Source organism: Nocardia sp. NBC_01009, from assembly GCF_045208035.1.
GTDB lineage: Bacteria > Actinomycetota > Actinomycetes > Mycobacteriales > Mycobacteriaceae > Nocardia.
Window position 1 is genome coordinate 3985091 of sequence record NZ_CP108695.1, and the last position, 16841, is coordinate 4001931.

Annotated in this window: 17 protein-coding genes; 6 read left to right on the plus strand and 11 right to left on the minus strand. The window is 65.5% G+C overall.

Going from position 1 to position 16841, the window contains the following annotated elements:
- Window positions 1–72 precede the first annotated feature (72 nt).
- Window positions 73–1221 carry a tyrosine-type recombinase/integrase gene (locus OHA42_RS17775; protein WP_406239444.1) on the minus strand — a complete coding sequence of 383 codons (1149 nt, stop codon included), beginning with the start codon at window positions 1219–1221 and terminating at the stop codon, window positions 73–75.
- A gap of 717 nt (window positions 1222–1938) precedes the next feature.
- On the opposite strand from OHA42_RS17775, the gene OHA42_RS17780 reads away from it, so the two are divergent.
- From OHA42_RS17780 to OHA42_RS17790, 3 genes are all read left to right on the plus strand, one after another.
- Window positions 1939–3054, plus strand: a complete 1116-nt coding sequence (locus OHA42_RS17780) for a tyrosine-type recombinase/integrase (protein WP_406238477.1) — start codon at window positions 1939–1941, stop codon at window positions 3052–3054.
- Window positions 3051–3377 (plus strand): helix-turn-helix domain-containing protein, encoded by a 327-nt coding sequence (locus OHA42_RS17785; RefSeq protein ID WP_406238479.1) that lies wholly within the window; start codon window positions 3051–3053, stop codon window positions 3375–3377. The genes OHA42_RS17780 and OHA42_RS17785 overlap by 4 nt, the downstream gene beginning before the upstream one ends.
- A gap of 1118 nt (window positions 3378–4495) precedes the next feature.
- Window positions 4496–5653, plus strand: a complete 1158-nt coding sequence (locus OHA42_RS17790; RefSeq protein ID WP_406238481.1) for a hypothetical protein — start codon at window positions 4496–4498, stop codon at window positions 5651–5653.
- A gap of 176 nt (window positions 5654–5829) precedes the next feature.
- Here the strand turns inward: OHA42_RS17790 and OHA42_RS17795 are convergent, their stop codons facing one another.
- Window positions 5830–6075 (minus strand): hypothetical protein, encoded by a 246-nt coding sequence (locus OHA42_RS17795; RefSeq protein ID WP_406238483.1) that lies wholly within the window; start codon window positions 6073–6075, stop codon window positions 5830–5832.
- 591 nt (window positions 6076–6666) lie between these two features.
- On the opposite strand from OHA42_RS17795, the gene OHA42_RS17800 reads away from it, so the two are divergent.
- The 3 genes from OHA42_RS17800 to OHA42_RS17810 all read left to right on the plus strand — a co-directional run bounded on the left by OHA42_RS17800 (window position 6667) and on the right by OHA42_RS17810 (window position 10521).
- The gene (locus OHA42_RS17800; RefSeq protein ID WP_406238484.1) at window positions 6667–7620 is read left to right on the plus strand and encodes a hypothetical protein; all 954 of its coding nucleotides are present in this window, start codon (window positions 6667–6669) and stop codon (window positions 7618–7620) included.
- Window positions 7621–7983: 363 nt separating this feature from the next.
- A complete protein-coding gene (locus tag OHA42_RS17805; RefSeq protein ID WP_406238486.1) occupies window positions 7984–8469 on the plus strand; it encodes a hypothetical protein in 486 nt (161 codons plus the stop codon).
- Between the two features lie 297 nt (window positions 8470–8766).
- On the plus strand, window positions 8767–10521 hold the full coding sequence (locus OHA42_RS17810) for a leucine-rich repeat domain-containing protein (protein ID WP_406238488.1): 1755 nt from the start codon (window positions 8767–8769) through the stop codon (window positions 10519–10521).
- 559 nt (window positions 10522–11080) lie between these two features.
- On the opposite strand, the gene OHA42_RS17815 is transcribed toward OHA42_RS17810, so the two are convergent.
- The 9 genes from OHA42_RS17815 to OHA42_RS17855 all read right to left on the minus strand — a co-directional run bounded on the left by OHA42_RS17815 (window position 11081) and on the right by OHA42_RS17855 (window position 16722).
- On the minus strand, window positions 11081–11743 hold the full coding sequence (locus tag OHA42_RS17815; RefSeq protein WP_406238489.1) for a bifunctional DNA primase/polymerase: 663 nt from the start codon (window positions 11741–11743) through the stop codon (window positions 11081–11083).
- A gap of 199 nt (window positions 11744–11942) precedes the next feature.
- A complete protein-coding gene (locus OHA42_RS17820) occupies window positions 11943–12470 on the minus strand; it encodes a bifunctional DNA primase/polymerase (protein ID WP_406238491.1) in 528 nt (175 codons plus the stop codon).
- Window positions 12467–13054, minus strand: coding sequence for a hypothetical protein (locus OHA42_RS17825; protein ID WP_406238493.1), 588 nt, complete (start codon window positions 13052–13054; stop codon window positions 12467–12469). Before OHA42_RS17825 ends, OHA42_RS17820 begins: the two co-directional genes overlap by 4 nt.
- A gap of 136 nt (window positions 13055–13190) precedes the next feature.
- Window positions 13191–13880 carry a hypothetical protein gene (locus OHA42_RS17830; protein WP_406238495.1) on the minus strand — a complete coding sequence of 230 codons (690 nt, stop codon included), beginning with the start codon at window positions 13878–13880 and terminating at the stop codon, window positions 13191–13193.
- A 2-nt stretch (window positions 13881–13882) separates the two neighbouring features.
- Entirely contained in the window at window positions 13883–14140 is a 258-nt protein-coding gene (locus tag OHA42_RS17835; RefSeq protein ID WP_406238497.1) for a hypothetical protein, read from the minus strand.
- The gene (locus OHA42_RS17840; RefSeq protein ID WP_406238498.1) at window positions 14137–14640 is read right to left on the minus strand and encodes a hypothetical protein; all 504 of its coding nucleotides are present in this window, start codon (window positions 14638–14640) and stop codon (window positions 14137–14139) included. The genes OHA42_RS17835 and OHA42_RS17840 overlap by 4 nt, the downstream gene beginning before the upstream one ends.
- Entirely contained in the window at window positions 14637–14759 is a 123-nt protein-coding gene (locus OHA42_RS17845) for a hypothetical protein (protein WP_406238500.1), read from the minus strand. The genes OHA42_RS17840 and OHA42_RS17845 overlap by 4 nt, the downstream gene beginning before the upstream one ends.
- A gap of 80 nt (window positions 14760–14839) precedes the next feature.
- Window positions 14840–15592 carry a hypothetical protein gene (locus OHA42_RS17850; protein WP_406238501.1) on the minus strand — a complete coding sequence of 251 codons (753 nt, stop codon included), beginning with the start codon at window positions 15590–15592 and terminating at the stop codon, window positions 14840–14842.
- The gene (locus tag OHA42_RS17855; protein ID WP_406238502.1) at window positions 15580–16722 is read right to left on the minus strand and encodes a hypothetical protein; all 1143 of its coding nucleotides are present in this window, start codon (window positions 16720–16722) and stop codon (window positions 15580–15582) included. The genes OHA42_RS17850 and OHA42_RS17855 overlap by 13 nt, the downstream gene beginning before the upstream one ends.
- Window positions 16723–16841 lie beyond the last annotated feature (119 nt).

Sequence of the window (16841 nt, forward strand, 5' to 3'; positions counted from 1 at the left end):
TTACTATGGCAAACATGCAGCCCAACAGGCGTTCTCACACCGCCATGCCGGTATTGTCAACCTTGCTTCCCATCAGGCCACCAGCAGATTTTCGCCCGCCTGATGCAATTCCCGAGGGTTGCCATAGAGATCGAGAGTGGTTTGCACGTGAGCGTGGCCCAGGCGCCGCGATACCACCCAGTCGGGTGTGCCCGCCAACAGCAGCGCGGTGGCGTGGCTATGCCGGAACCAGTGCGGCGTCCAGCCGGGCGGACCGATCCCCTTGCGGCGCAGGGCCGTTACCTTGGTCCGGACGGTGCCCTCGGACAGAGCCGCCAACAGCGGCGCGCGATCGAGGTTGACCAACAGCGCCGACTCCGCGGTCACCATCACCCCCGATTCCGTTGCCCGGCAAACCATATGAGTGATGTACTCGGCGAACAACCGCTCCAGGTCGGCACCGACATAGATCCGCCGCGGCCGCATCATTTTCACCCGCGCGCCGTTGTCGTTGTCCTCACGCGGCACGATCTCGATGTAGGCGGTGCCACCACGGCCCATCACAAAGTCCGCGATCCGTAACCCCAGGACTTCCCCGAGCCGGCAACCAGTTTCAGCGAGCACGGCGAACAGAAACCGGTCGCGCAGATTGCCCACCCACTCGGCGGTATCCGGATCCGGCACCGCGCAGCCGTCGAGGACCGCTTGAATATCGTTCGGCAGCAACAGCGGCGGACGATCCTGTCGAGTCCGACGTACCCGCACCAGCGATGAGGGTTGCGGAGCGACCCGCGCCGACAGGTGCGCCAGCAGTCCTCGCGCGGGCTTGCGCCGTGGTGCACCACGCAGCAGCCGACCGGCCACCGGCACCGCGGTGACGGCTTCCTGCCACCGGTAGAACGAGATCAACGCTGCCAGCCTGGCCTCGAGTGTGTGTGGCGAGGGCTCGGTGTCGGCGGTGACGAGGCTATGTTCGACGGTGCGGCCGTTACGAAGCCACGACACGAATCCGAGCACGGTCGAGACCTCGGCGTCGTCCCATCGGTCGGCCTCACCGCGTAGCTCGAGGAAGCTCCACCAGTGCGCCAGCGCGGTGGCATATCCGCGCACCGTGTTGGGCGACCACACCGTGCGGTGCGCCTCGAGCCAGCCCTCGATCGGCGCGACTGTGCGGTGTGAACAATCGATCACTGTCCATGTGCGCCGCCCGGACGAGGGCCGCACCGCCAGGGCATACGCCATCCAATTCCCGCCTCGAAAAGCCATGGGGTAGAGCCAGGTCGGAGCACACGGTAATCCCTGACCGGCGAGCTTGACGGCGGATTCACCCATCCCGAATGCAGATCCACTGGCGAAGGTGATGTATTCGGGGAGTGCGCTATTCCCCACATAGCCATGCTGATGCGTTCTGGCGTCGACCACCAGCTGGCTTGTACGCCACCAAGCGGATGTTGAGGGGTCGCCCGGCCGGTGAAAGTCGCGTCAGCGGCGGAAGCGTCCGACGAACGCGCGCTAATGCCGAATTCCGAGCTTTCCACGGTGGTGTCGGTCCTGACATTGCGGAAGTCGCATTCGGTGGTGGTAGGGGTTGGCCACGAGTTGGATGGAACACTGGACCAGGCCAGCCGACCGATCGGTGAAGTATGGCAATTAGCCTGTCGGATATGGATTCCCACACAGTGTTGCGCCCGCGGCTTGTGGAGGCCGCGAGTCAGATCCTGGCCTATCTTGCGATGAACGAGGATGGCCTCGCCGATGGCGTGCAAGACGCTGTGCTGGGGTCCGGTACTTCTTGGGAAACTAGGCGGAATTGCTTCAGATGCAACAATCCGTCATGAGCTAGTGCCGCCATATTCGCTGGTCGCAACCGCGGCGAGTGAAGGCTCGTGACGATGTCCGGACTCTCCCAAATGTGCCTCGACACGCGGACATCATTGTTGCGTCAGTTACAACACTCTTGTGACCCTGCAGTCGCCTGGATCTGCGCACCTGGTTCTCGCGGACAACGTTGTCCACTTGGACCCTGCGCCAGCGGTTTTGGAAGCTTTGCTGGAAGGCTGGCGCCGACAGCAATCGGCGCGGTTCCTCAAGAGCGGAACGGTGGCGCGCCGACTACAGCTAATCCGACGCCTTGTTCAGCTCACCGGCTTGTACCCGTGGCAGTGGACGCCGGCCGAGGGCGAAGCGTTCATTGACCACCTCCGTGGCGGGGAGAAGCCCAGGGAGCTGTCCACCGCGCGCGGCTACGAGGTCGCGATCAGCATGTTCGTGGAATTTGTGCTCGACCCGCGCTACGGATGGGCTCAGGTCTGCGCGGAGCGGTTCGGTGAAACGCCGCAACGGATCTTCCACGACGGCAACTCGATCCTGCACAAGGGCGACTACGAGGGAGATCCGCGGCGGCGCCCGTTCACCTACGACGAGATCCAAGCATTCTTCGAGGCCGCCGAAGCACGACCGGGCCGGATCATCGAGCGGGGAGTGAAAGGCGCGCTGGGTGCGGCACGGGATGCGGCGGTGCTGAAATCGGTCTACGCCTACGGTTTGCGTCGCACCGAGACCTCGAAACTGGATCTGGCCGACCTGCGTCGCAACCCGAAGATGCCGCAGTTCGGGCGGATGGGCAGTGTGATGGTGCGCTACGGCAAGTCCTCGAAAGGAGCACCACCGAAACGCCGTTCGGTGTTGCTGGTGCCCGAGATGGACTGGGCCGTCGATGTTTTGGACGAATGGCTCACCGACCTACGACCACGGTTCTCACCGGGCAAGCATCCGGCGCTCTGGGTCACCGAGCGCAGGGGCAGAATTTCACCGCGCTCGATCAACGAGGCCTTCGTCGCCATCCGCCGCGACGCCGACCTCGACGAGAAGCTCGACGTCCATTGCTTGCGCCACAGCGCGGTCACGCACTGGACCGAATTCGGTTATCCACCACGGTTTGTCCAGGAACAAGTCGGCCACGCCCACGCCGCAACGACAGCGATCTATACCGGTGTGTCCAACGAGTTCCGCAACCAATTGCTGCTGGCTTCGCTCAAGAGCCGGCTCGGTGACCACTGGGAGCTGACACCGTGATCAAGAAGATGGGCTACCACTGGCGGCTGCGTGATCTGATGGCCGATCAGCAGATGTTCCAAACCTCGAACTTGGTGCCGCTGCTGGCCGAACGCGGCATCACGCTCTCGCGCGAGCAGGTCTATCGGCTGGTCACCCAGCCACCCCAGCGGCTGAGCATGGACGTCTTGGTCGCGCTCTGCGACATCCTCGGCTGCACACCCAACGACCTGATCGAACCCCAGATCGTCAACCACCAGATCGCCAAAACCGCGGGCGAGCACACGACATCGACGCCGATAGCGCCGCGCCGCACTGTCATTCGACGACCCGAGCCACGATGAGCCGCCAAACAGCTCGTCAGCGCCGCGTCGATGAACTCGCCGACATACGGCAACGCCTGATCTGTGCGGTGCAGGAAGTATGCGGAGCCGCGCTGAGCGACGAGCAGGCCAGGGACTTTCTGGCGCAGGCTCACGCCTGGGCACCGCCGAATGCCCGTGAACTCGGCCGCCACCTGGGCGACCATCCGGACGCGTTCACCGCGCCCTCACCGTACTGCCCGCTGTCGTTGGCGCAGCTGCTGAGGCTGCTGGCTTCCAACGGTTTTGGCGACTATGTAGTGCTGCTGGGCTGTGCTCGATGCGGACGCTGCGACAAGTTGCTCAAACGCCGCACTCCGGAGGGACGGTGCTGCGAACGATGCCTCGAACGGATCGAACGACGGCCCTGCGCCCGCTGCGGCGAGACCGCGAGAATCGTCACCCACCGACCTGATGGCCCGATCTGCCGCCGCTGCTATCTCCGCGATCCCGCTCGGCAGACCGCATGCAGCCGCTGCGACGAAAACAGCGCTCCCGTCGGCCGAACAGAGGCTGGCGGTGCACTGTGTAGACGGTGTGCGCCCAAGTCGGAAAAGCCGTGCGTCGAATGCGGCCAGGTCGGGATTGTCTCCGCGAACACGCCCAAAGGTCCAGTCTGTAAACGCTGCTACACCAGCCCGCCGCGCCGTTGCGGGGTCTGCGGACAGACCCGCCCGATCCAACGCCGCGGCGACGGCAAGGGTGCACCCGATACCTGCTATCGATGCGCGAACATCGGGGACTGTGTCAGCTGCGGTCAACGCCGCCACGGCAGCCATTACCGCGCCGGCCCGTTCTACTGCAACAACTGCGTGCCCAAGGCTGCGCGACTGTGCGCGATCTGCGGTGCCCTCAAACCGATTACTGCCAACTGGCCTTTGGGGCCGGTGTGCGGCAGTTGCTACCGTGCCCGCCGCAACCATCCCCAACCCTGCGCCGAATGCTCACACACACGGATCCTGGCCTGCATCAACGACTCTGGTGAATCCGTGTGCACGACCTGCGCCGGGGCGGACCTGAACTTCGCCTGCCGGACCTGCGGCGAGGAAGGCCCCGGTTTCCGAGATGGCCAATGCTATCGCTGCCTCACCACCGAAAAAGTGACCGAACTCCTGGGTGGCGCGGATGCGTCTGCGTTGGCGCGAGTGCAGCCATTGATCGCAGCGCTTGCCACAGCCCATCCCGACAGCGTCGGCCACTGGGTCGCCGACCGAACCTCGGCCGGCATCCTGGCCGACCTCGCCACCTCCGGAGCCGAGCTCACCCATGAAGAACTCGACAAACTGCCACAGAACGGGCGCACGCACTATTTGCGCGAACTGCTTGTCGCTGTTGGACTCCTGCCGCGGCGCAACGAATCCCTGGCACAGCTGCAGCTGTGGGTCGATCGCACCGTCGCGACCCTCCCGGCACCACACCAAACCCTGATCCGCGCCTACGCCGAGTGGTACATCGTCCGGCGCGCCCGCCAGCGTGCGGCGCGCGGGCCGTTCCGGCCCACCGCGGACCGATCGAATCGGTCCCGGATCCAGGCCGCGATCAACTTCCTAGCCTGGCTCGACTCGGCCGGCACATCGGCTGCCGAGCTCACCCAGCACCACATCGACACCTACCTCGACACCCGGCCCTCCAACATCGCCGCCCTATTGACCTTCGTGTCCTGGATGCTGGACAGACGTATCATCACCGACATCGAGATCACGCGACCGAAAGATGGTTTGCCGCAACGATTTCAAGACCACGACGAGCACACCGCACAGCTGCGGCGTTGCCTGATCGATGATTCGCTGCCGCTCGAGATCCGGATCATTGGAGCCCTGATCAGGCTCTACGCGATACCGGCGGTTCGCATCGTCGAACTCACCGCCGATCGCTTCTGCCGGGATGAGACCTACGCCTACCTGGTGGGCGATCAAAACCCGGTCGTGCTCCCGCCCTCTTTGGCCCAACTCATTGAAGCCCAAATCGACAAGGGCGGGCCCTCCAGCATGCTGCGAAACCAGAACCTCGACGGCCCCCGCTATCTATTCCCAGGCCGCCCGGCCAGCCGTCATCGGAACGTCCACTCCGTGCTCCGGGGCCTCAGTCAGCACGGACTCGCCACACTCACCGCCCGAAACACAGCCATGATCACCAACGTCCTCGAGCTCGACGCCGTCGTGGTCAGCGACCTCTATGGTGTCGCTCCGCAGACGGCCCACAAATGGGCTCAATACGTCCAAGCCAGCTGGGCAGCCTACCTGTCTGCGGGACGGTGATCCACACTGACATTCCCGATCGCACATAGGTCAGAGGGGCGCCGCTTAGTCGGTGCGAGCTCAGCGATGATTCTTCGCCGTGCAGGCCGTTGAGCCACCACGCGCGCTCACAACGCACTGTATTGCCGAAGAGCGGATGGGCCGTGTCCAGCCGCTGATGTCCTCCGTCCGCCTGGTCAGGGCGCAGGCCAGGGGCGTTCGAGCCAGTCGCGGATGAAGGCGACGAACCGGGCGTGGGTGCGCTTGTCCCGCCACTCGGGGTCGATGCCTTCGGCCCGGAGCACGGCGTCGGCGAAGTCCTCGGCGTCCTGCGGCGGGTCATCGAGCAGCCGGGCATAGTCCTCGGACGACAGGCAGTGCCCCATCCCGACGCACAGTTGGTAGAGCAGGGCGTCGATCTTCGAGGCGGGTTTGTACCCCACCCGACTATCTTGCCTTGCGGTGGTCGACAACACACTCACATGCCGCTTCCCGCGCAGGCAGCGTGGCGAGATGTTCTGCGGCGCAGAGCATCCGCAACCCGTGTGTCGCCGAAGCCAACCATACGAAGGTCAAACACAAGGGTAGATGTCGGCGCTAGCTCCTAGAAGTGTGCCGGGGCGGTCGGTGCGGATCGCAGCGCGAGGACTGCGCCGCACCGGTGGCCCTGGCCTGGCAGGGCCAGAAACGAGCAGATCGTCGAATTGAGCTAGGGCTTCTGCCGGCCCCAGGCCAGCGCCCTCCAGAACCGCCAGGCCTCCACTACATCGGCGACAAGCCGACGACACCGCCGGTCCCGTCTACACCGGCCAGCCCACGGGTCACCTCGTATCACCACTGGTAGCCCTCTCGACGTTGACGCTGACGGCCCGGTGTCTGCCACCCTCCCGTCCACCAGTGGACCGCTCGGTATGTATCGCACCGGCCCGCTAGTGTTGATCATGAGCGCGCCGCGAACATGCCGTTCGGGCTGGATGTGAGATTGGAAGTTTGAGATGGGGTTCCTCCGCCGCTTCGGACACAGGCCCACGCCGGTGGTAGTTACCGAATGGGCCGCAGACGATTCGGCGTTGAAGACGGCGCTCGACGAGATCAAGACGACCGGGAGCTGGATGCCCGCGGCGAAGCTGCTCGCGGCGACCGGGCGTGACTGGGATCGGCGTTCCTACCGCGTGGAGGCACTGGCGGAGTCGGCGGCACCGGATATGACGTGGTTGGCCGGATGGTGTGCCGAACGACCGGACGATCCCGATGCGCATGTGCTGCGGGCGAAAGCGGAAGTATTGTGCGCCTGGAACGCTCGGGGGAGCGCCTACGCGAGTCAGACCTCGGACGAGGCAATGGCCAACTTCGCAACGATCTTGCGCCGTGCGCAGCAGTGGTGTGTGCGGGCGATCGAGTTGAACCCGGATGATCCGACTCCATGGGTCGCGAGGCTGTGGTTGGTGATCGGTGGGCAGGAATCCCCGGACTCGTTCCGGTCGTATTGGAAGGAAACCTGCGCACGCGATCCCTACAACAGGGCCGGATATATTGCCGCCCTGCAGTTCTCGTCCGAGAAATGGTACGGCTCGCACGAGCAGATGTACGAGTTCGCTGAGACCGCCGCATCGGAAGCACCGAAGGGTTCTCCGTTGGTGGTCGTGCCGCTCCAAGCACACTGCGAATACATGCTGCGTGAACACGGGGATCATCGGGTGGCCGTCAATCCGCCCCACCCACTCTGGACGACGCCGCGCGCACAAGCGGACATCGACCGGGCGATGGCCGTCCTGATGGGGTCGCAGCCGCCGATGCACGCCCTGATGCTCCACGACATGAGCGTGTTGGGATACGCGCTCGCCCACGCCGGTCGATGGTCGGAGCTCGCCGCGGTCTTCGATCGCACCAGTCACCACATGTTCCAGTACCCCTGGTACTACCAGAACGGGGGCGCGTCCGAGGCCGTCGCCGCTGCGCACCGAAAGGCTATGAATCACCGCGGGTGAACCGTTGCGCCTCGGCGTCGCAAACACCTCCACCAGCCGCTTGGCAACCTCGGTGTTCATGCACCACGGATGCTGATAGCCCGCCAGCCACCGGCTGATTCGCAACCAGAGGCCCATCGAGCCGATCGCACACCGCACACCGCCAACCCACCGCAGCACACGCCCGGCCGGTCGCATCGAACGCAACCTGGTCCTTCTCCCTGATCAACTCCAGCGGACGCGAGTCCAAAACAGCACATCACCGCCAGCCGACTGTAGTTCGGAGGAGAGGGGGGAGGGTCTGACCGCCGATAACGGCTGCTTATCGGTCGAGCCGGTCACGAGATCGTCTGTCGCGCAGGACATCCTGAAATGCCGACGAGCGTGCGGCCGGTGGCCAGCATGCATGCGCTTGGTGTCGGTGCTCGATGTCACCATTCGCATATGTCACTGAGGTTCTTCAATGGTTTGTCCGGGACGTTATCGATCGAGCTGACGGAACCTACCGAGAATGTCGCGGCGAACCTGTCCAGCCAGCGGGCGACAGCGACCGCGGCGATCACTGGGGTTTCGTTTGCGCTGAATGTGTTCGAAGAGGGCAACTTTCGCGATCTGACCGTCGAGGAGTTCGATCTGGTTGTCCTGGAAATGCCGGTGTTCAACCTGCGTGGGGTCGGTGATTCCGTTGAGCACCGAGCGCCAAACGGTCAGTGGTTCACGGTGAGTGACCTTGCCGCCGCCGTCACCGCGACGGAGAGGAGCACTCGCCATCAGTCGGAGTGGTTCGGAGGCGTCGATGTGCACCACATCTTCTTCGAAGGGATCTATGAGGAAGCTGACGCACTTTGGCGGATCTCCTGGGGGTCGTGAACATCCCGAAAGCCGATGTCAGCCCATCCCCATTTGGCTGGCGAGTGGCACACGGTGGAGGGCCCACTCGCACGTTGCCGCATTCATGTGCCGCTCGACGGCTCCGTCGGAACGTTCCGTCGGACGCACTGAAATGCCGCGACCCGTGCGGTCCGAAGCTGGCGAAGGTGTGCGGAAGATCAACGGACAGAGATCATCTCAGCGTGGCGATGCACCGAAATGCCGCCTCAAACACCCCCGAGACGGCGGCTAGTCGAGCGAGCAACGCAGCCGAGCCACGAGCATATGCTTGCTCGCGTGTCGACCTTTTCCATGCCCGACCTCTTGTCCTACGCCGACGTGGACGCCCGCCTGGGCGGCGTGCTGTCCGCCGAGTTCGAGGGAGCCGCGGACGAGCCCGACGATCCCACCGTGCTGTTCTTCGACGGTGACCTCACCCTCGACGGGGATTTCCTGTCCGCCGTCGCCGAGCTGCGCGGTGTGGACGGCGACGACGATGTCGAGTTGATCGTGGTGACCGGTGACCTGACGGTCAACGGCCCGATCGCGCTCTACGAGGACCAGCCCGGGCTCTACGTCGGCGGCCACACCCGGGCCGAGACGCTGGAAGGCGGCGACGCCGAGATCTTCATCCACGACGGCACTTTCACCCACATGGTGTACGGCTACTACAACCACGGCTCCCTGGCGGCCGGGGTGGTCGACACCCCCTGGGTGATCGACTTCGACCACCACATGGCACTGACGGCCCCCGGCGCGCGCTGGGTGGACAACCTCGGCGTCTGCGACCGGGACGTCGACTTCGTGGCCGGGAACGGCCTCGGCGAGGCGTTCGTGCCCGAGGTCGTCGACAACGAGGGTCGCCTGGACATCGACACGTTCCTGAACCAGCTGCGTGCCGGGCTGCCCGTCCTGCGACCTGGGGCCCGGTCGGCGCGCGAGTCGGCGGCCGCGACGCTGGACGACCAACTGTCCCGGGCCCTGGCCGACCGGGCCGACCATCTCGACCTGACCGGGCGCAAGCTGAAGGCGTTCCCCACCGAGGTGCTCCGCATGCCCTGGCTGCGCACCCTGATCCTGGACCGCAATCCGATCCGCGAGCTGCCCGAGGAGATCGGGACGCTCACCGGACTGGAGCTCCTGTCGGTGCGCGACTGCAAGTTGACCGCCCTGCCCGGATCGATCGGCGACCTGACCGGGCTGCGGGTGCTACGGGTCGCCGGCAACTCGTCCCTGGACGAGAACGAGGTCGAGTTCACCCTGCCCGCCGCCGTCGGCCGACTGTCCGCGCTGGAAGAACTCGACATCTCCTCGCTGTCGGTCCGCACCGGGGCGGAGTACGAGCCAGGAGGGATACCGCCCGAGTCGACGCGGTTCGTCCTGCCGGACACCTTCGGCGGCCTGGTCGGGATGCGGAAGCTGATCGCTGACGGCACCAACGTCGTGTTCCCCGACTCCGCGCGCGGCCTGACCGGCGTCGAGGAGGTGTCGATGTCCGGCACCCCCGCCCGGTACCTGGTGACCTTCCCCGAGGTGGTCACCACCTTCCCGAACCTGCGCCGGCTCGACCTGAGCGGCAACAACTTCGACACCGTCCCCGACAGCCTGCTCCAACTGACCCGGCTGGTGGACCTCGACCTCGGCGGCAGCCTCGGCCTGCTGCGCGCCCCGCTGCCGGACCTCGGCCGCCTCCCCGCGCTGCAGGTCCTCGGCTTCAGCGGGCAGGCCAGTCGCGGCCCGGAACCCGGGCATGTCTTCCTGCGAGAGTTGTTCGCGATGGAGCTGACCGGTCTGGAGGAACTCCGGATCGACAGGTGGCGCCGCGACGGCAAGCGCCGGCGGCTCAAGCCCGAGCACTTCGCCGGGATCGGGACGTTCCGCCGGCTACGGAGCGTCCGCCTGGCCTTCAACGGCCTCGAAGACTTGCCGCCTGACTTCGACACGCTCCCTGACCTCGAGACCGTCGACCTCGACGGCAACCGGATCCCCCGAGAGGTCCGCGACCGGATCACCGCCGCCCACCCGAGCGCCCGGATCGACTTCGGGTCGTAGGGGGTCCACCCAGCAGGGGCTCAATGAGTCTGTCTGCGTGGCGGGTAGACCGCGCGGCCGGTACCTCCGCAGACTTCGGCGCCTGGCCAGCCGTGATCGCTTCGCCGCGTCGCGGGCGTCTCAGACCGAGTCCCTATGAGCGATGTGTCATGGCGTTGTGCGTCGAGGGGCTCGGGCCGAACGCACGCTCATGCCGCTGAGCGCTCGGCCGCCAGCTCAGCTGTGCACGCGCCACCCGCGCCATCCGCCCGGGGGAATAGTGCACCTTCCGAATACATGCACTCCACCAGTTAGAACTCGCTCAAGCCAAGATGGTGGTCGGTCGGTGGTCCGACGAGGACAGCCGTTTGGCCTCGCTGCCTGAGCGCGTGCGGGAGTACTACATCCACGACGCCACGCTCAAGGGGTACCTGCCGCCCGGGACGGAATGGAGCATGGAGGAACTGCGGCAGGCCGAAGCGAAGTACTACGATGAGCATCAGTAAAACCAAATCAATCCTCGCGCCCTTCTGCCGCGTAGCGCGCGTTTTGGTGGTCGCTGGGGAGACGTCAATGAAGCTCAGAGGTTCCTAATTCGGCGCGGAAACTGCTTGCCGTAGGCGATGCCGTCGTCGATCGTGCGCCGCACCTCCTGCTCGGTGTAGTCGGCGACGCCGAGATGTTCAGCGGAAGCATGTTCCAGAACTGAATGGGCCGTTGATTCGGCCAGTTCACCGGCAGCGACGAGCCGCCCCAACGTCACCGCGGCCCTGAGCAGGGCATCGTGGCGGGAACCGACCTGTGCCCGTGCAACTTTGCGCGATTCGCCGTCGAGAATCGCTCGCAGGTAGGCGTCCGCGCGCGGGGACGGTAACTGCATCGGTGGTGTTGCTGTCGGCGGCGGTGCGGGCATCAGCCGATGCGCGAGCCAGTGTGGCAGCTCCATGACCTGCGTGTCACGAAGGATGCGGTAACGGCGACCGCCCACGATTGATCCCGGGGCCACGACATACCCGCCGTGCGCCCGTGTGTCGATCAGGCGGCCGAGCCTACCTGCGGTGTTGCGTAACTCAAACCGGGCAGGAGCGCGAAAATATAAATGTAACCCACCTGGGGTGACCACAGTGAAAGTGTCGTTAGGAAACACTGCGCCGACACCAGATGCCAAGGCCGCCAACGTATCAAGGCCGTGACGTTTCCCCGAAGACTCTTGTGGTGAATCACGGGCGAGGTCGTCGTCCAAGTCGACTACGACCAGTCCCGACCTACCAGTGGCCACACCGACGTTGTAGCGCGCTGCGGGTGCCCAAAACCGGTGGACCGCCATGGGATCAGAGGTCGCGCGATCCTCCCAGGACCGTATCGCCGGCGTCTTCCTGCCCGGAACCAAAGGAAACACACACCACCCACGGGCCGCCGCGGCCAACGCCGCATCGAGAAGATCACGACTGGACACGCACAACCACCCCTTCCAGCCGCCGCACGAAACCGGTGACATGATCGTCATTGCCGCCCTGCTGATAACACTGCAACAACGAAATCGAGTCCAGGACAAGCACTTCGTCGATGAAGTTGTTGCAGTGACCGAACCACCTGTTGATAACGGATGGCGTCGAGACGGCATAGGTGGGGACCGGGATCGGCTGACCGACCTCGGCGGCGAGCTGGGCCAGCACGTCGCGGCCATCACGGGCGCGGTCCCACGACGGCGGAGATGGTTGGCCGTGGCTGGTGTCGAGGTCGAGCACATGCAGCCCTGACGGCCCGCAGGCCACCGCGATGTTGTCGGCGGGCCACCGACGCCACCACCGCTGGATCCGATCCAGGTCGCGGGTTGCGTCGTCTTCCCAGTGCTTGATCGCGGGAACTTTGCTGCCCGGCTGCAGAGGGAAGATGTGGAACCCTCGGCCTGCGTGGTCGAGGGCGGCGCTGAGTAAATCGGGACCTGGAGGTGGCAGGGCGGTGGTCACTTCTGGTCCTGGGTGGTGCGGCGGTGGGCGGCGATGACGCGCGCCAGTGGAAGGGTGTGCGCAGCGGTGACGGCGAGTTCGAATTCGGTTGCGCCGCTGAAGAGGACGCGGATCTGGCCGCGGACGTGGTCGCCTGATTGGCCGAAGCTGATGCGGTCGTCGCGCACAATTTCGGCGGGGGCCAGCATTTGGCAGAGGGTGTCGATGGTGTCGCGGCGTTCGGCCAGGCGCAGGGCGTCGGCGTGTGCGCGGGTGCGGCAGCGCTCGAGAGTGGTTTCGTAGTCGGGCAGTAGTCGCCGGGTGATGTCGGTGGCGATGGCTGTGGCGGGCCGCTCGGCGGCGACGGTGATGGCATCGCCTCCTTCGCTAGTGCCGAGGTGGCGTGAGAATTCGCCGTAGGAGGCGCTGATCTGTAGGCGGCCGTGATCGCTGTGCCGGTGAGAGTCGTCACCGTGGGTGATGGTGAGGATCTGCTGGTCGGGTCCGTACAACACCACGTGCGCGCGGATCATGTAGCCGCGTTCGGCGATCCACCCGGGCCCGAGCGCGGCGGCGATCTGGCGAGCGAGGTCGAGAAGATCCATGATCACGGTCCTTCCTGGCCAGCAGAGATCGGAATTACATACAGCGAGCTCCGGTGTCGGCGAGGGTGGCCCGCATCAACCACCCGGCTTCGGGACCGATGACACCGTCGCGCAAGCCCGTCGAGTGTCCGCGACGTCACCACGATTCACCCCCACCACCGAACAACGTGCGACCGGCGATGAGCGCGCCGAGCAGATCCATGGGCTGATCGGGGCTGGGGGCGGCGTCGCGGACCTTGCGGACCTTCAACAACCGGGCATTGCGCAGGTCGACCCCGATCGCGGGCGCGGTGGTGTCATCACCAGGGTCGGAGACGATGGTGTAGTCCGACAACGGTATCCACGCCTCGTACCAGGCTTCGGCGGGTTGGCCTTCGCGTGCGGGTTCGCGGGGATCGCGGTCGGGCACTGTCCAGACCGCGCATCGACAGGCCGGGTCCTCGCAGCGGGAGAAACGCTCGGCAGGGTTGGGGTTGTAGCGGTGGCTGCGTCCGGCCAGCATCGGACACGCGCGACGGGAGTAGTAGCCGCACTGGGGGTGAACGCCCGGCTCGACGGCCAAACCACGCACGTAGTCAACGGGACGTATATAGACCACGACACGGTGGTAGAGGCGTTGCCCGCAGATCTGACACAACCGGTTACGGAAGGTCTCATACAGGATCGAGGGGTCGAGTTTCCCCCACACCGGCCGGCTACGGTCGCGATGGGCCAGGGTGATGTGGGGTACCACCATCCCCTGGGCGGTGGGCGCGCCGGCCAAGTACGCCAGCGCCGGCGGGCGGTCGGAGTCTGTCGGCGGGCGTGGGGTCGGTGAATCGGTCATGATCACCTCGAATCGTGTTGTGCCGCCGCAACGCCGCGCGGCATGGGTGCGGAGTGGGGAAGATCGGTGACGGGGGTTGCCGACAGGGCGATCGTGGTGGTGCGGTCGACGGTGCCGGGGCTCTGGATGCGCACTTCGATGTCGGCGGTGACCGCGTCCGGTACGGCCGGTCCGGTCTGCCAGGGACCGAAACGGTCCTCATCGAGGGCGGGTAGGTTCGCTTCGATCCAGGCCAACAGGGCTTTGCCGCTGGCGATCACGCTGGTGTCCAGCGTTTTCCGGTGTGCGGGTCCTGGTCGTGGATATCGACCACGATCGGCACACCGGGCGCGTGCATGGTCACCGATCGGGGCAGTACGGCTTGGCGGCCACCATGTGACCACTGTTGCCCGGCGATCACCAACCGGCCCTCGCCGTCGATGGCGGCGGGCGCGAGATACCACCTCATCCCAGTGGGGAGACCGTCGAAAACGTTGGTTTCCCAACGCGTTCGGCTGGTGCCGTCGCCATGGGGTGTGATGACCTGAGTGGCGTGCTCGACCCGCACCAGCACCATCACCACGAGCCACTCGGTGCGGACGGCGGCGACATCCAGGCCCGGAAACACCCCGACGACGGCGGCGGGACATGGATGGGTGCCGAACGCGGCGTGATAGCCGGCGACCACGACGGAAGCACCAGGGTCGGAGGCGGGAAGATAAGGGGCACAGCGGGGATCGATGCGCAACCGGGCGGTGTAGGGGTGCAGGTCAGTATTCATCGGTGCCGCCGAGGGATCAGAAGCAGGACCCGGTGCCCATCGGTGCTGGCGATCACCGGCTGATCGTGGATGTCACGCAGCCGGATCAACGTGCTGGCCAGATTGAAGTTCTGTTTCATCGCAAATCCGGTGCCTTCCTTCGCGAAGTGGCCACAGCCGGCTCGACAAAATTGGTGCCGGGCGGTGGATGTGGTGGGGTTCAAGCGGGTTCGAGGTCGAACAGGTCGGCGTAGCGTTCCTCGCCCTCCAACGGCGGGCACACACACTTGGGGAAAGGGCGCCAGCAGTCGGCGCAGTGCCCGCAGACCGAACAGTGCGGGCCGACTTGGTTGTCGTTGTATTCGCCGCACTCCTCGCAAAAGCCCCAGTCACCCTCCGCCGCCCACAACGGGTGCAGGTAGGAGTTGTTGGAGTACCAGCTGCCCTGGTCCCAATGCCCGCGACGTTCGTTGAAGATGTAGGCCGCGTGCTTGTAGGTGGGGTCGACGGTGAGCAGGACCATCTTGTCGGTGTCCAGCCAGCGTTCCAGCCGCTCACGCCCTGCCCAGGAATCCAGTGACCCGAACGGGCGCCGCGGCAACAAGTCTTCGGCGGCGATGCGCGTATCCGATCGCGGATCACCCGGGCTGGGGTGCACAACGTCTGGCAGGATCCCGTTGTGCGCGAGCACCGTTCGTACATCGCCTCCGACGACGAACGGGTGACAGTTCTCCACCGAACGAACCCCGTGGGTGGCCAGACGTGAATGAAACAGCGCCGGACCTTCCGGGTATTGCGTTCGTACAGAAGCGAATTCGGTGATCACCGCTTCGGGGTCCATGCCACGGCCGACGGTGATGGTGTCGCCGGTGATGATCGCGTAGCCGTGCCCGTGCGGGTTGGCGATAGCGCCACCGCGCAAGGCGTCGAGGTCGGGGCTGAAGCCGGGCTTGAGGAAGGTCAGGATGCACATGTGAGGTCCTCCAGTTCGGCGAGCAGGGGTGAATAGTCCGGGCGTCCCCGCAGCCATGTGGTGAAGGCGGTCCACTCCCAGCCGCGGCGGCGCGCGATATCGGCAGCCGAGAGGTGGCGGGTGTATTCGACCGACCCCGCAGCGAAGGCCAGGGCGGCTTGAACCTGTTGTGGTTTTAGGGAACTGGCGAAGATCCGAAGTTCGAAGGTGTCTTCGGGGCGAACATTGATGGCCTGGTAGCGAGGCGCGCCGTGGCGCTCGCCTTTGGCATAGTCACGGGCGTCGGAGCGCGCGTCCGGGGAGAACTCCGCCCAGCTCGAGGACCGCCGCGCCAACGTCGTGACCGGGGCCTCATTGCGGTACACGAATTTGAGCCATCGGTAGGCGTGGGCGGGGGAGTCGAACCCGGCGCGGGAGAGGTGGATGTGGATACCGACGTCTTTGTCGGTGTAGCAGCCCAGCAACCGCAAACGGTTCAGCAGCGGCCACGGGAACCGGGTCCGCGTGTAGTCGAAGGACATCGGGTGGGTCACCAGCTCGAATCCGCACGGGCGGATCGAGGAGTCCTCTTTGAGGTAGGCCAGGTCACCGATGTGCGCGACCGCGGTATCGACCGCGTCGCCGAATCCGCCGTCGGGGGTTTTGATTTCGAGTTCGAGCCCCAGGTAGAGCGGTCCGTGGCCGTGGAAGCGAGGGCTGGGTTTGTAGTCGTAGCCGTGGACCGCGTGGTGTTCGGGCGGGGCGCAGCGCTCGCAGTAGGTGTCCTCGTTGGGGATGAGGTTGTAGCACTCGGCGCATTCGCGGTAGTCCTCGTCGAGGCAGGTGTCACACACCCGGTTGCCGCTGTCCACACGGTAGGTGTCCTGGGTGAGGAGATCGCAGTTGTCGCAGGTGGCATACGAGTCGACGCAGTTCTCGCAGACGATTCGGTCCCGAACGGCGGTGCGGGTGTTGCGGCTGTAGGCGTCGCAGTCCGCGCACTGGCTCCACCCGGCGACACACTGCTCACACAGCAGGGTGTCGGAGCTGGTGCGGTGAGTGGTGCGGGTGGGTTCGTCGCAGTCTTCGCAGCACCAGACGTCGGTGGCGCAGTCCGGGCACAAGCGCTCGCCCTCGACGGTCGTGGTCACAGAGGTTGCGGGGACGGGGTGTGCACAGTCTGAGCACAGCGGGTCGACCAGTGTGGATGCGGGCATGACACAAGGCCTTTCGACAGAATGAAAAGAACCCCGTGTGCAGCACGAATGGC

What these genes read in the sequence shown, in the direction of transcription:
- OHA42_RS17775 (WP_406239444.1), bottom strand. Translation starts at nt 1,221, where the DNA reads ATGGCGTATGCCCTGGCGGTGCGGCCCTCGTCCGGGCGGCGCACATGG.
- OHA42_RS17825 (WP_406238493.1), bottom strand. Translation starts at nt 13,054, where the DNA reads ATGGATCTTCTCGACCTCGCTCGCCAGATCGCCGCCGCGCTCGGGCCC.
- OHA42_RS17830 (WP_406238495.1), bottom strand. Translation starts at nt 13,880, where the DNA reads ATGACCGATTCACCGACCCCACGCCCGCCGACAGACTCCGACCGCCCG.
- OHA42_RS17840 (WP_406238498.1), bottom strand. Translation starts at nt 14,640, where the DNA reads ATGAATACTGACCTGCACCCCTACACCGCCCGGTTGCGCATCGATCCC.
- OHA42_RS17845 (WP_406238500.1), bottom strand. Translation starts at nt 14,759, where the DNA reads ATGAAACAGAACTTCAATCTGGCCAGCACGTTGATCCGGCTGCGTGAC.
- OHA42_RS17850 (WP_406238501.1), bottom strand. Translation starts at nt 15,592, where the DNA reads ATGTGCATCCTGACCTTCCTCAAGCCCGGCTTCAGCCCCGACCTCGAC.